This is a genomic window from Intestinirhabdus alba (assembly GCF_009711095.1).
GTDB classification, from domain to species: Bacteria; Pseudomonadota; Gammaproteobacteria; order Enterobacterales; family Enterobacteriaceae; genus Intestinirhabdus; species Intestinirhabdus alba.
This window is the reverse complement of sequence record NZ_WMJZ01000004.1, coordinates 154,572-167,073: the sequence shown is the minus strand read 5'-3', so window position 1 is coordinate 167,073 and position 12,502 is coordinate 154,572. Positions and strand designations below refer to the sequence as shown.

At 53.2% G+C, this 12,502-nt stretch carries 18 protein-coding genes; 1 reads left to right on the top strand and 17 read right to left on the bottom strand.

The annotated features are described in order from the left end of the window. Positions 1–284 precede the first annotated feature (284 nt). From GJV78_RS23490 to GJV78_RS23480, 17 genes are all read right to left on the bottom strand, one after another. On the bottom strand, positions 285–476 hold the full coding sequence (locus GJV78_RS23490; protein ID WP_230979067.1) for a hypothetical protein: 192 nt from the start codon (positions 474–476) through the stop codon (positions 285–287). 6 nt (positions 477–482) lie between these two features. Then, entirely contained in the window at positions 483–1,082 is a 600-nt protein-coding gene (locus GJV78_RS04670; RefSeq protein WP_209439230.1) for a tail assembly protein, read from the bottom strand. A 13-nt stretch (positions 1,083–1,095) separates the two neighbouring features. Next, positions 1,096–2,757, bottom strand: a complete 1,662-nt coding sequence (locus GJV78_RS04665) for a terminase large subunit (protein WP_155107225.1) — start codon at positions 2,755–2,757, stop codon at positions 1,096–1,098. Then, positions 2,741–3,097 carry a phage terminase small subunit P27 family gene (locus GJV78_RS04660; RefSeq protein WP_047351789.1) on the bottom strand — a complete coding sequence of 119 codons (357 nt, stop codon included), beginning with the start codon at positions 3,095–3,097 and terminating at the stop codon, positions 2,741–2,743. Before GJV78_RS04660 ends, GJV78_RS04665 begins: the two co-directional genes overlap by 17 nt. Before the next feature lie 128 nt (positions 3,098–3,225). Then, the gene (locus tag GJV78_RS23485) at positions 3,226–3,378 is read right to left on the bottom strand and encodes a hypothetical protein (RefSeq protein ID WP_224085195.1); all 153 of its coding nucleotides are present in this window, start codon (positions 3,376–3,378) and stop codon (positions 3,226–3,228) included. Continuing rightward, positions 3,371–3,814, bottom strand: a complete 444-nt coding sequence (locus GJV78_RS04655; RefSeq protein ID WP_108168748.1) for an HNH endonuclease signature motif containing protein — start codon at positions 3,812–3,814, stop codon at positions 3,371–3,373. Before GJV78_RS04655 ends, GJV78_RS23485 begins: the two co-directional genes overlap by 8 nt. Continuing rightward, entirely contained in the window at positions 3,814–4,107 is a 294-nt protein-coding gene (locus GJV78_RS04650; protein ID WP_155107224.1) for a head-tail connector protein, read from the bottom strand. Before GJV78_RS04650 ends, GJV78_RS04655 begins: the two co-directional genes overlap by 1 nt. Beyond that, positions 4,100–4,438 (bottom strand): phage head closure protein, encoded by a 339-nt coding sequence (locus GJV78_RS04645; protein WP_155107223.1) that lies wholly within the window; start codon positions 4,436–4,438, stop codon positions 4,100–4,102. The genes GJV78_RS04650 and GJV78_RS04645 overlap by 8 nt, the downstream gene beginning before the upstream one ends. Next, positions 4,435–5,670 carry a phage portal protein gene (locus GJV78_RS04640; RefSeq protein WP_154054367.1) on the bottom strand — a complete coding sequence of 412 codons (1,236 nt, stop codon included), beginning with the start codon at positions 5,668–5,670 and terminating at the stop codon, positions 4,435–4,437. Before GJV78_RS04640 ends, GJV78_RS04645 begins: the two co-directional genes overlap by 4 nt. Position 5,671: 1 nt before the next feature. Continuing rightward, complete coding sequence (locus GJV78_RS04635) at positions 5,672–6,232, bottom strand: HK97 family phage prohead protease (protein ID WP_155107222.1); 561 nt, start codon at positions 6,230–6,232, stop codon at positions 5,672–5,674. Positions 6,233–6,283: 51 nt separating this feature from the next. Next, on the bottom strand, positions 6,284–7,450 hold the full coding sequence (locus GJV78_RS04630; RefSeq protein WP_019077814.1) for a phage major capsid protein: 1,167 nt from the start codon (positions 7,448–7,450) through the stop codon (positions 6,284–6,286). Between the two features lie 233 nt (positions 7,451–7,683). Further along, entirely contained in the window at positions 7,684–7,947 is a 264-nt protein-coding gene (locus tag GJV78_RS04625; protein ID WP_044245750.1) for a hypothetical protein, read from the bottom strand. Positions 7,948–8,006: 59 nt separating this feature from the next. Beyond that, positions 8,007–8,300: a hypothetical protein gene (locus tag GJV78_RS04620; RefSeq protein ID WP_063619706.1), complete on the bottom strand. Its 294-nt coding sequence runs from the start codon at positions 8,298–8,300 to the stop codon at positions 8,007–8,009. A gap of 293 nt (positions 8,301–8,593) precedes the next feature. Beyond that, positions 8,594–11,254 carry a DUF927 domain-containing protein gene (locus tag GJV78_RS04615; protein WP_167519373.1) on the bottom strand — a complete coding sequence of 887 codons (2,661 nt, stop codon included), beginning with the start codon at positions 11,252–11,254 and terminating at the stop codon, positions 8,594–8,596. Then, entirely contained in the window at positions 11,244–11,390 is a 147-nt protein-coding gene (locus GJV78_RS04610) for a hypothetical protein (RefSeq protein WP_227794302.1), read from the bottom strand. Before GJV78_RS04610 ends, GJV78_RS04615 begins: the two co-directional genes overlap by 11 nt. Before the next feature lie 62 nt (positions 11,391–11,452). After that, a complete protein-coding gene (locus tag GJV78_RS04605) occupies positions 11,453–11,647 on the bottom strand; it encodes a hypothetical protein (protein WP_155107221.1) in 195 nt (64 codons plus the stop codon). Next, the gene (locus GJV78_RS23480; RefSeq protein ID WP_230979066.1) at positions 11,640–11,825 is read right to left on the bottom strand and encodes a host cell division inhibitor Icd-like protein; all 186 of its coding nucleotides are present in this window, start codon (positions 11,823–11,825) and stop codon (positions 11,640–11,642) included. The genes GJV78_RS04605 and GJV78_RS23480 overlap by 8 nt, the downstream gene beginning before the upstream one ends. 190 nt (positions 11,826–12,015) lie before the next feature. Between GJV78_RS23480 and GJV78_RS23475 the strand changes: the two genes are divergently transcribed. Beyond that, on the top strand, positions 12,016–12,201 hold the full coding sequence (locus GJV78_RS23475) for a type II toxin-antitoxin system HicB family antitoxin (RefSeq protein WP_230979065.1): 186 nt from the start codon (positions 12,016–12,018) through the stop codon (positions 12,199–12,201). Positions 12,202–12,502: the final 301 nt, after the last annotated feature.

The following is a 12,502-nucleotide window of genomic DNA, read 5'->3' as shown; positions in this document are numbered from 1 at the left end:
CGAAAATCAATGAATTGCTTTTCCTTGTTTATTTTTGTGGTGATTATGGCCGAACGAGTTCGGCCTGGGGTTTGTCATCAGTCTCAGGCCATTAATGTACAATGGCCTTTTTATCCTGATAAGACTTAGTGAGACTACGCGAGATCGCGTGAAACCTGAATCTGCTCATTGAGTATCATATTTATCATCATGATTTATAATATTATTTTATTTTTGATTTTTTCAATGGGTACACCCTTGTGTACACACAATTTAAAGGTGTTACGTAGAGCATCTCATAACGATCAACGGCGTACCCGTTCCGGCTTTCTCCATTGATACGGTTCGGCATCCATCCTTTGCCGGTGACGTTCTTTCGCAGCCAGGCAAGCGGCAACGCGATTGCGCACCATAAGACGATCACGCCCGTTAAGTTCATGGCCTTGCAGACTGGCCATTTCTGTTATTACCGCCTCGATAGTCTCTCGCTTCATCATGCATACTTACAGCTGGTCTTCGACGTAAATCCCGGCAGAAATGATTGCACCACCAATTCGGCGCTTACCGTAAAGCAACGGTACCGGGTAGCCTTGGGCGGCAGTGTTGGTGACACCTCCAAACGCATACGAGGCTTTATTATCGGCACTTTGCTTGCTGGCAAGGCCTTGCACCTGCGGAGATATCATTTGCATTACACCGCCTACTGCCATTGCTGAACCAGCAGCAAACATCATGTTACTGGCTGCAATGCCAATGCCAGGCATCCAGATTGACGCCGCCACCAGCACCGCGCCGAGAATAGTTTGCATCACCCCCTGCTTTTTGCTCCCGATTATGACGGGAACAATTCGAATCGTCCTGTTGCCGTTCGGAAAATCGAGATCATCCTGAGTTACGTTCTTTTTGTCCACGAATACAGCGAACGTAAGTCCTCGGGCTTTGCTGGTATTCATGAATTTCTGAAAGCCGGGAATGGTGGCGGATAACGCAGTAAACGCCTCACGTGTCGGGCCAATAAGCCGCTGGTGAGTACGGCCAAAAAGTTTAGCCAGCGAGCCGCTCAGAAGGATCGTGCTCATGGTTTCATGGTTTGCTGTATTCATAGTTTTACTCCAGTCAGATACCGTTAAATGTCGCCAGCCGTTGTTTGTGGCTGTCGCTCATATCGAAAGCAAAATCCTCATGCTCAGCCTGGAAGGTGCCGAACGCCATCAGCGCAGATACCGCAGGGTCTATCTTGTTAGAGGATTTCTTTTTATTGGGCTTAATGTTGGCGTTGGCATCCGTCTCCATCACCACGTTACCAATCGCCCAGGACAAAACAGGATCGCCGCGATGGCGCACTACCTTACGGTTAACGAACACCTCAAAGGATTTCGCCACCGGACTGAACTTGAGATAGGTTTGCGGGAAAGGCTCCACATCAAGCCCTGCTCCCTGTAACTGGGTGCGCAGGTGCGTGGCGTTCCACGTATCGAAACCCACCAGCCGGATATTGAAGGTTTCAGCGTCGCGCAGAATATCGTCACGGATGCGGTCATAGTCGATGCAGTCGCCGGGTGTGGTGCGTATCCATCCCGCTTTTACCCACTGTCGGTAGATGGCGCGGTTTTTGTTGGCGACGTTAAGTAGCTGCGCTTCCGGCAGATAATGACGGGTAAGGAGTCTGATCTCCCTGTCTAACGGGAACGCATAGCTTACGCTGGTGATGTCGCTGGTAGAGGACAGGTCAAACCCGGCATAACACTCCATTCCGGCCAGATCGTCTTCGGTATAGTCGAGCGCACAGGCATCCCATGCCCCGGCACCCATCCACGGCGTGGAGCCCTGACACCAGATATTGAAACGCTTGGTCAGCATCTCCACCCACTGCGACGGTATGCCCCGCGCTTTCTGGATGGTGGACTCCAGTTTCGCCGCGTCAACGGACACATGCAGGTTAGGGTTGGCCTTGATCCACATTTCAGGCTGCTCAACCTCGCTTTCGTCGTCCAGCTCGTAGATCAGGACAAACAGCGAATCGTTGCTCTCTTCCCCGGCAAGAATCTGGCAGCAGTAGTCGTAATGCTGTTTACAGGCGGAGACAACGTTACTCCCGGCGGTCGTGATGGCGAACAGAATCGCCTCAGGACGTGCGCCCATACCCAGCTCAAGCGCGGAATAAACGCCGTTATCCGGGTGAAGGTGGTATTCATCGACAATTGCCAGGCTGGGGTTAGTCCCCTCAATGGTGGCCGCTTTCGCCGCCAGCGGCTTTAACAGGCTGTTGCTCTTCGGGAAAATGACCTTATGCGCCTGGATATTGACGCGCTTTTTCAGCGGTTTTGACAGCAGGCACATCTGGCGGGCATCGTCGAACACGATTCGGGCCTGATCCCGGCTTACCGCCGCCGTGTAGATATCCTGCTGGCCCTTCTCCATTACCAGAAACCAGTTAGCCAGCATGGCGGCCACGGTGGATTTTGCATTCTTGCGCGGCACTTCAATAAAGGCACTGCTGTACTTCCGGCGGCCTGACTCCCTGACCTTAAAGCCCAGCAGGTTAGCAAAGGCGAACTGCTGCCAGGGCTCAAGCTCGATAGGCTGGCCCCGCAGCGGGCCTTTGACGTGTGGACAGAGCCGGGAGAAGGCAATAAACCGCTCCACGGTCGCCGTATCGAACTCATAACGGGGGTCATTCAGGTCTGAAAAGTACCTCTCTACGGCCTGTTTTACGCGCTTACAGGCCGGAATTTCACCCGATTTAATGGCGTTTGCGTAATCATTCCAGACGGTCAAGCTCGTCCTCCTCTTCCGTTTCTACCGGATTGCGGCGGCGGCTTACCGGATCAAAGCCCAGTAGCGACGACATTTTTATGAGAATTTTTTCGGCATCCGATTTTGCGCTCAGTGCCGGGTTACGGCTCTCACCGCCCTGGCTGTTCACTATGCTAAATCCCCGCGTGGCAAGGTCTTCCACGGCTTTGCGGTACATCGAGTAATTGACGCAATATAGCTCAAGGTTGTTCCAGTCGGCAGGCGTCAGATCCCCGCGCTCCGCCAGCTGCTTCGCCTTTGCTTTCCACTGCTGCGCCGCGATTTCATCAAGGTAGGCGGGCGGTTTGGGTGGTCTTGCCATAACTTACTGTTTTCCTGTCTGTTTTATTTTCAAAAAAATCACCGTGCGTAAAAATTTGAGGGGGCAGGCGGTGCCTTGCAGCAGGGGGTTTGTCTTTAAAACCTCCCCCACCCCGTCCATGCGGCCTGTCAGCGGTTGCGGAAGCATTCCATAAGCTCCCGGTCACGCTGGCTCATGCGCTTTGCTACGGGCTTCGTGTGCGCTCTCTGTCTGGATGGTTGCCATGCCTCGCGCTGCTTTATCAGCCCACTTATCAGCCGCTGCTGTTCCTGCTCAGTCATTGTCAGCCTCATACATCCAGTCATTGCGATGGGCTGCACGATCTTCCTGCTCACGGTACAGCCCTGCTTTGCGCTTCGCTTTGGTGGTTGGGTCTTGCTGTGTGGTCTTCTGGTTATGATGCGCCTGGCATAACGGTTGGTGATTCCACTCAGGCCAGAACAGAACATCATCACCGCCATTGATAGGGATGATGTGATCGACAATCTTTGCAGGGACGTAGAGGCCCAGCTTCTGGCACTCAATGCACAACGGATAGCGCTTAAGGTACTGAGCGCGATACTTCTCCCATGAGGCTGAATAACCACGGGCGCGACGGTGACCGCGTCTGGCATCCTCTGCCCGCCACGCTTCCCGCTTATGCTCGTCACACTTGCCAGACTTCACCCGTTTATTGCATCCCGGCTCTGTGCACCGGCGTAGTGGTTGCCACGGCATCAGTACACCCCCACATCTCGGTAGACAGACCACAACGCAGAGACAGCCATCGGTATCTCTTTGGCGTCGGTGTCACCAATCATCGTGCGATACTCGTACAACTGAGAAACGTACATCAGACAGCCAATCTTGATGGCGGCGGTAAACTCCAGACCGTTATCAAAGCGCTTGCCTATGTGCTTCTGGCAGACCTCCAGCGCCGCTTCGATGTACGCCTGAATCAACGTATCTTCGTAATCATCGTCAATTCGACAATGCAGCTTTGCTTCTTCCAGACCGATTAGCTCACTCATTGAAAATGCCTCCCTTGCACAGCAGCTCAAGCCGGGTGTGATCAACGTCAGGAATGACGGCCACAAGGGTGTATACCTGCCCCCGGACATTCGATGAACGGTACAGAATGCGGTTGCCGGTGGTGATATCGTCGCGGTAGCGCGTCCAGATACGCACGGTGGCCTCAGAGTAAATGGCACCCGACGACATACGCTCGCGCCCGCTGATAGTCCGAATCTCAGCCCAGACGGTGGCGAGATCAGACCATTCATAAATAATCTCGCCGGTAGGGCCACGATGAGATTCTGACTTCTGGAAGGTAACGCGGCGTTTCATCTTTCCGGCTCTCATGCGTCACCTTCCTTGCCGTCCTTACTGATCTTCACTTCCTGCTTCCATGCCTGGCTAAATTCGTCACCACCTTCACGCGGCGGCATCCCCTCACGTTCACGGGCTTCGTTCGGGTTCATGATCCCGTTCTTAATGCCGCGCTCATAAGTGGCATAACGTTCGGTTGGCGTGGCGCGGAGAAGGTCAGCAGAGTCAAATTCCACCTGATAGCGGGTTCCCGGAACCGGAGAGGCCACCAGCAGCGCAGATTTGATTTGTTGTTCGAAGTTTGCCAGCCACGGGCGCATCGTCATGGTGAGAAAGGCGCGGCTCGCTTCGCTGAAATTGCTGTAGGTGCTGTTGCTGTATTCCTGCAGGAAGATAGGCGACACGTTGAACATGCGGGCAATGTCTTCAATGGTGAAGCGACGGGAGGCCAGCCATTCGGCATCCTGATTGCTCATACCCAGTTGCTTGTAGTCCATGCCACCTTCAAGGATCGGCGTTTTCCCGGCGTTTCTGGCACCTTTGTAGCGCTCCAGTGCGTCCAGAGCCTGTTTGCCCTTCACGCTGTCGAGCCACTCAGCAGTAGTGACCACGCCAGCCGCCATCATGCCATCTTTCATAATGCTGGCACCGTGGCGCTGCTGGGCCAGACCTAACCCCAGAGCCTCACGGCAGGTGGTGATCGGCGAGCGCCCCAGAAAACCATCATCGGTCGAGTAACGCAGGTGCAGGATCTCTTCTTGCAAGTAGGTGCGCACAGCCCCGGTAAACGGTTCAGTAATGGTGTATTTGTATTTATGCTGGCCGATACGCTCAGGAACAACCGCTCCCGGCGCATACGGGTGCAGGGATTGCGGCTGGCCGTCGCGGCCCCACTGGATCACCGCATAGGCGTTACCATTCAGCAGACAATGGCGCATCATCGTGCGTTTGAACTGGTAAGGTGTCTGGCAGTCGTTCGGCTGCTCGTTCAGCAGAAAATCCACCGGGTGATTGCTCAGCCATTCCCGCGCCTCTCGCCCGTTATCGTTGCGCACGCGGTAGAGATAGCAGGGCATTGTTGCCACCGCCTCACTGATAACTGATACGGCGTTCATGACCGCCGGCAGAGATTCCGCAGTACCCGCAGACACATACTCGCCTGATCCGGTATTTGGAATCCCTGCCATCGCCAGCCACTCATCAATGGTCATACTGCGCTGTTCGGAGGGTTCAGACTTACGGCCAAACGGCCAGATATTCCACATATCAAAGCCCCGCTAATTCAGCCCAGCGGCGGCGGTTATCGCCAGCGCGGCGCAGTTCAGGATGTTGGGAGAAAAGCGAACGATGCGCGATTTCCACGCCAGACTCAGGATAAGCAGGCATAGAGGTAACGGTAATCTCCCGCAGTTCGGCAGCGGTAACAGTGCGCAGATATGGAGACTGAGCAATATCCCACGCCTCTTTCAGCGCACGGAAACCAAAGCTCATGCCGGAGATATCCCCGCGCTCCACCAGCTCCAGCACATCGTTGCCAAGCTGGGTATTCGGCGGGCTAAGCTCGAAGCGCAGCCCGGTATCGTCTTCGGACAGCACCAGCGTGCCGGATTTAGTGCGGCCCAGCAGCTGGGTATAGTTATGCTCGTACAGCGCACGCACATCGCTACCGGATGCCAGGCTGTCTTTAAACGCCCCCGGCGCGAATTGCTCGCGGAACTCATCCCAGATAACTTCTGACAGACTGTTCCAGCGCACGGCATAGCCCACCAGCTTTTTGTCGCTGGCGCTCACTTCGGAGGTACGGATTTCAAAATCGATTGTTTTCATTACTGGACTCCACAGAGGGCAAAAAGGGGCCGCAGCCCCTTAAACGTCAAATCAGGAACCGGAGCCGGAAAGCTCAAGCACCTTGATGGCGTTGGAGTCCACCACGCCGCCGCCCAGGTATTTATCGGTATGCACCTTGTAGAAACCCGGTTCGGTGATGTTGTCAGGGCGGGTACGCACGCCAGTGGTGTGATCAACGATGAAATAGCCGCGCTTGAAGTCGCCTACCGCGAGGAATGCTTTACCTGCCTCCGCATCCGGCATGGTTTCCAGATACTGAACAGGACGGCCCAGCAGCGTATCGGGAGAACCGGCAACCAGACGATCGCGCCAGATGTAATCCCCGTTGCCGTTTTTCAGCTTTTGCAGTTTGGCTGCGGTGTTGGAGTTCATCACCCATACGGCGTTTTTGCGGTATTTGGCTTTCAGCTTATACAGCAGGTCGATCAGGCCATCAGAGGAAACGTCAGCCGCTTCCATCTTCTCCAGCGTACCGAACGGACGGGTTTTGTCGGCAGTGGCCGCGCGAGGGTAAGAAAGGAAGCCTTTGGATTTTTTATCACCGTCGCCGTTCACAAAGTCGCTTTCTTCGGTAGCGGTGAAGGTGTCTGCAATTTCAGAAGACAGCCAGCCCAGAATATCCACCTCGGAGAAGTCGAGAATCTCCTGAGTGGTTTTCGGGTAGGCGTAGATCGGGTTGAGTTTGATATCAACGCGCTCCATCTTCGGCGTACTGGTTTCGGTACGTGCCTCTCCTTCGGTACCACGATTAACGGTAGTGCCGCCCACAGATACCAGCTTCTGGTATTCGTTGGTTTTGGTGGTCTTCACCGTTGCGATGGAGCGCATCACGCTATCATCCTGCAACTGGCGCATAATCTCTTTGTCCAGCTCAGGGATAACGGTATAGCCGCCGTCAGCCTGCACCAGCGTGGAGAGAGAACGGGTATCACCTGTCATGATGTAGTGGCGCAGCTCGTCGTTGCTTACTGGCTCACCTTCGACGGAAGTACCAGGCAGATTGCGCTGATCGTCGGCGACGGCTTCAAGACGGGTGATTTCAACTTCAAGCGCATCAGCCTGGGCGCGGAGTTCGTCGAACTTTTTGCCCTCTTCTTCGTTCAGGCTGCGCTTTTCAGTATCGGCCTTGTCCAGCATGGAACGCATCTGAGTTTTGAGTGCGGCTTTCTGCTGGCGTAATTCGAGTAGTTTCTTCATGGAGTGGTTTCCGTATCAATTAACGTAGAGACGTGAAACCAGCGCTTGGAGGGGAGGCCGTTAAATCTTTTTCTGCCTCTCGCAGGCTGTACTCGCTACAGCTTGACTTAACGGCCAGTGGCGGCTCACGTCTGAGTGCCACTCTTCAAGATATACATGAAAAATATAAAGAAAACCCCCGTCAGAGACAGGGGCAATCACGGGTAAACATGAGTACGAATAATTTACAAAATTTATTTATTCAGCAAATCCCGCATGTTCTTTTCCGGCATATCCTTACGCATTTTCTCCAGATGCGCTATGAGGAGGTCCAACTGTTCGCCATCAGCAGCCAGAGCCATTCCCGTGAACGAATCCACAATGAAGCCGTGAGAATCAATCATCACCACCGCATCTTTATCAAGCGCAGCAGCGTACTCATTAACTCCCATATCCTGTACGGCATTCTCAATGCCATGCACCTTGCGATGTTCCAGAACATCCTTATAAGTAAACATTTTCTTTGCTCCTGTCAGTCAGAAATCATCTTCATTTTGCTGGCCGTCGTATGCTGAATTTAAAAATTCCTGTCACGAAAAGTGCCATCGCCATTCGGGCTTAACCACTCGTGAAAAACAAACATCACATCCCCGCCAATCTCGGATGATGCTTTCCCCGTCATTCCGCAAGGAAGCACAGGAACCAATACTCCATCAGACAACAACCCCGTTCCGGCACACTCCCGCCAAGCCATCACCGGATGATAAACATTCTCACCTGCACTATTCTGTTCACGCAAATACCAGCCAGGCGATGCGGGTACATATCCACCCAGACTGGCATTGAATTTATCGGTCAACTTCTCACTCATTACTTTCATCCTTCTGATTGTATATATGCAAAAAACGAAAAATCTTTGGGATAACGGGATAAGTTGTATATTTTTCAATTAAATCAAGTAACTGCATAACCCAAATGCTAACCAAACTTATCCCAAGCCCGTTATTTTTGGGATAAGTTGTACAATTCATTAACAATTGTCTGGGATAACTTGGGTTAAGTTGGGATAAGAATGTATATATTAATATAATGATTTATATATGTTTTTTATTACTTATCCCGTTATCCCGCTTAACCCAGCGATTTTAACTCATCACGGAAAAATCAGTCTTCGCCATCAATAAGAACGATAAAGCGCTGCTGGCTGCCATTAACAGAAATGGTCTTTCCGTCGATTCTTCCGGGTTCCCGCCTTACCAGCATTCCTACCTCTTCTAGTGCTTCAGCACCGAGTTTCTTCTGAATCCCGCACAGGATTTCACTCTCAAATACCGAAGGGATGATGTGATACTCATTACATCCGTCTTCACGTCTGCCACTGACAAGATACCCCGCCAGATTGGTGATGCGGGAAGCGCTCAGATTATCCATGTCGCCATTGCGCTTACCGAACGTGTAAGGTTGGAAACGGTTGAGCGCATAGCGCTGGATAAAGTCTCTGGCACGGCTGACAACCTGATATTTCTCCCTGTTCCCGGTGCCGTAGTTATCAAGCCACTCATCAAAGCTGCTTTTGATATGCGCTCTGGTTTCTTCCAGGCTCCATCCGGTAAGGGGCATGGAAAGTTCTGCTGCTGCATCGAGCAGGGCAAAGCGAATTGCCACGCGCTTTGCCTGTGGGGATAAATCCTCTGGCAGGTTTGACAGCCAGGCGTTTTCCCGTTCGCTGACCTTCTGGCAGGCTGATTCACGGTCTGCGGCCAGCATTGCAATCCACTCCCGGCCCACTGCGCCACAGTATTTCGATGAAGCCCGCTTGATGGCGCGGGAATGCTGATCGCCATCGTCCAGATCGTGAAACTCTGTCGTGTCTGAGAATGGCACACTCACCAGGCGCACCAGTTGCCCGGCCTTGGGCGTCAGTCCGTTTCTCAGCAGGTAGGTTTCAAAATCTTCTTCGCCCGTAGACAGCGCCACAATCGCCCAGCGGAGCACGGCGCGGTTCCCTCCGTCTTTGTGACCCTGAATGCGCCCGGTGCCGTTAAACAGGCTATAGGCGCTGCCTGCCACGTCTTTGGCGTTATTACCCTGCCCGATCTCATCAATCGGCATAAATCCATCGTTGCGTGAAGCCGCCTCAATGGTAAGCCCGTACTTTGTCGCATCCCATGTCAGTTTAAGCTCATCGGGCACGCCGTAGATGCTGGATGCAGCCTCGACAGTGGTTGTCTTACCCGCCGATGACTGAGCGAACAGATGAATACCGAAACAGCTACCACCTGCCAGAGAATTCAGCGGTGCGGCAAAAGCCACCAGCGCCCCAAGCACCATTGATTTGTTGCCACGCATCAGTGAGGCCACATTACTGCGCCATTCTGCCGCCGTTCCGCGAACAACATAGCCGGTTACAGCAGACGTGCCGCCACAGAAAGCCACAGGCCGCTCAGGTTTGCCGATAATATGCCCGTCTGGCATAACGTAAGCTCCCTCGTGCCAGCCAGCGGTATGCGTGATCGTCCACTGTTCACGGTCTCCGTGAAGTTGCAGGTGATTGGTCAGCAAGTCAAGGTGTGCCCGTCTGGCGGTAATATTTACCCCCCTTGAACGGAGACGGCCCCAGCCCTGCGGCGAGCCCAGCTCACGGCGCGGCATGGCTTCATAAAGCAAAGTGCCGGTGCCCTCTTGTCTCATGCGGATCACAATGTAACCGTCCTTCCCATCGCTGCCGATCCCAACGGTTTCCATTTCGTCAGAAACCCACGTTTCCCGCTCATCAACCGCGCCGGTGTCCTGATTCTGTTTCCTCTCGATGTAATACAGTCCACCTTTGCGCTTGTCGAAGTAAGGCTTGAGGTCTTCTCCGCCGTCACTGGCAGTCTGTTTCCCGCCCTCGATGGCTTTAAGCTGAACAGGCATATTTCCCCCTGGCTGATAAAGTGAATCATTAAATGCTGCTGCCGCTGCTTCCGGCCCGTGTTGCTGGTGAAAATCATTCCAGTCGGCCTTTTCCTCAGACTGAGGTAAAGCCACCCGGCCAGAGACAGCTTTAGCGGCTTTTTCTGCGGCTGATTTACCCGTGTTTGGTTCGCCAGGCTTAATATCGTTATCAGCAGCGATGATGATCTGCGCATCCGGGTAACGCTGTCGCATCACCTGCGCAACTGGCAGCAGGTTCCCGGCGTCAATCGCTGCGATAATTATCGCATCAGGGCGGAACTGCTGAACTGAAAGCGCCGTTGCCAGCCCTTCGGCGATAATCACCGTCTCCGGCGTTTCACCGGAATTAACCACGCAAAAAGAGCCTTTCTTCACCGTTCCGGCCACCAGCCGCTTACTGCCATCTGGCTTAATCACCTGTGCGCCTGTCGTCGCGCCAGCACCGTTTTTCAGCACCAGCAGCAGCGACCCATCGGACAGCATCGGGAAGGGGCATTGAAGCCCCTTTGATCCAAGGTAAGCAGACTGCCCCGGAGAGGCTTTAGCAGCCAACGCCGCAACTTTCCCGGCGATATCCGTCTGAGGCTTCTCTCTGGCTGGCTTCGGTTCCGGCATAGGCAGCGCCATCGCTTCGGCCACCAGCTCAGCCGCTTCTCTCGCACCGCACTGATTGACCTTCATCACCAGATCCAGCCCGGTACCCGCGCCACAGTGCGAACAGAAATAGGTTCCCCGGTTATCTTTATTGTCGAACCGGTAGCGGGTTTTGCCGCCGCACGCCGGACACGGCCCCTCACCGCGATTCGTCGGAATCGCCAGGCGCTCCAGTATTGACGGCCAGTAGCCGTTTGCCTTGCTGCGTACATCGCTTACAAAGTCATTTTGCACTGTAAGCCTCCCGCGCTTTCACCAGCTCGCCGATAGATTTATGCAGCAGAGACATAATCGCCCCGACACGGCAGGCTTCTTCACGGTGTTCGTCACCGTCGGGAATGCTGTCAATCCACATGCTCAGTACAGACATTGCGCACTCACTCTCTGAAAGTGCATTTTCAGCGTGCATCAGGACTTCAAAAGGAACCTGTCTCATTTTGTCTCTCCCATGTGCAGCTCGGCGATTAATGCCCGGTGAATTTCCTGATTAAAATCACACGCAATAGAAATCAGATTCAGCAGGGTTTCAGAACACTCAGCACAGGCTTTTTCCAAAATGGTTTCGAAGAGTGAAGCGGCCAGCGCTGATTTGTATTCTGCCTGGTCTAAGCTGATTGGCTCACGCATGGCGCACCTCCACAGGCAGACGGCCAGCGAATACCATCACGCATCCAGCCGGTGATTGCTCACGGGCTTCGCACTCAGTGCTAGCGGTGATGTGAATGACGATGCGCCCGATGGCGCTCAGCGCGAGAAAACGATACTGATATTTGGGGCGAGTTTGGGTATGCTGTAATTCAGCCATAATGTTACTCCATCTAACGTTGTGGTTAGACGCCTCGGTAGTGTTCCCGCACTCCGGGGCGTTGCCATTTTTGTACCTTGAATCAATCAAGGTGCTATTCACCTTATTACTAGGTGCATAGCACGTCAAGTATTGAATCTGTTTTTTTTTCGCGTATAGTGAATAGCACCAAGCGCATGGAGACTCAGTAATGGCAACAGGTTCAGTAAACAACAAATCAAAACAAGTAAATGTTCGAGTTCCACATGAAGTATTAGAAGAAATTGAATCTGTAAAAAATAATGGTGAGAGCACGGCTGGTTTTCTTATCACCGCGGCCATAGGCGAGATCAAACGCCGCCAGCGCAAGAAAGCCAGATCGGAACCTGAAAGCTGAACAGGGTTACTCCCCGTAATGCTGTGAACTGCCCCTCTTAAAGAGGGGTTGTTTTGCGAGTGACTTTTAGTTACCTGCAAATTTTGCGCAGGACGTAATGACCCGCACAAACGCTGAGCCTCCCCTCTTAAAGAGGGTTGGTTATCTTCGCAGCTCTCTACGTTATTCGTCGGAACCTCTGAACCACGTTTAACGTTGTTTTGCCATGAACCCGAATACTGTTCGTGTTTGTTGCCAGCCGATTCTAACGATTCGTTATAATCAAGTTCCTTCAATGGATTGCGATGTCCGTACGTTAAAC

Coding starts and splice junctions, on each gene's coding strand:
- GJV78_RS04660 (WP_047351789.1), bottom strand. CDS start 3,097: ATGGCAAGACCACCCAAACCGCCCGCCTACCTTGATGAAATCGCGGCG.
- GJV78_RS04605 (WP_155107221.1), bottom strand. CDS start 11,647: ATGCGTGAGCCAATCAGCTTAGACCAGGCAGAATACAAATCAGCGCTG.
- GJV78_RS04640 (WP_154054367.1), bottom strand. CDS start 5,670: ATGTGGAATATCTGGCCGTTTGGCCGTAAGTCTGAACCCTCCGAACAG.
- GJV78_RS04620 (WP_063619706.1), bottom strand. CDS start 8,300: ATGAGTGAGAAGTTGACCGATAAATTCAATGCCAGTCTGGGTGGATAT.
- GJV78_RS04670 (WP_209439230.1), bottom strand. CDS start 1,082: ATGAATACAGCAAACCATGAAACCATGAGCACGATCCTTCTGAGCGGC.
- GJV78_RS04655 (WP_108168748.1), bottom strand. CDS start 3,814: ATGCCGTGGCAACCACTACGCCGGTGCACAGAGCCGGGATGCAATAAA.
- GJV78_RS04650 (WP_155107224.1), bottom strand. CDS start 4,107: ATGAGTGAGCTAATCGGTCTGGAAGAAGCAAAGCTGCATTGTCGAATT.
- GJV78_RS23475 (WP_230979065.1), top strand. CDS start 12,016: ATGGCAACAGGTTCAGTAAACAACAAATCAAAACAAGTAAATGTTCGA.
- GJV78_RS04610 (WP_227794302.1), bottom strand. CDS start 11,390: ATGTCTGTACTGAGCATGTGGATTGACAGCATTCCCGACGGTGACGAA.
- GJV78_RS23480 (WP_230979066.1), bottom strand. CDS start 11,825: ATGGCTGAATTACAGCATACCCAAACTCGCCCCAAATATCAGTATCGT.
- GJV78_RS04635 (WP_155107222.1), bottom strand. CDS start 6,232: ATGAAAACAATCGATTTTGAAATCCGTACCTCCGAAGTGAGCGCCAGC.
- GJV78_RS04625 (WP_044245750.1), bottom strand. CDS start 7,947: ATGTTTACTTATAAGGATGTTCTGGAACATCGCAAGGTGCATGGCATT.
- GJV78_RS23485 (WP_224085195.1), bottom strand. CDS start 3,378: ATGACTGAGCAGGAACAGCAGCGGCTGATAAGTGGGCTGATAAAGCAG.
- GJV78_RS04630 (WP_019077814.1), bottom strand. CDS start 7,450: ATGAAGAAACTACTCGAATTACGCCAGCAGAAAGCCGCACTCAAAACT.
- GJV78_RS23490 (WP_230979067.1), bottom strand. CDS start 476: ATGATGAAGCGAGAGACTATCGAGGCGGTAATAACAGAAATGGCCAGT.
- GJV78_RS04645 (WP_155107223.1), bottom strand. CDS start 4,438: ATGAGAGCCGGAAAGATGAAACGCCGCGTTACCTTCCAGAAGTCAGAA.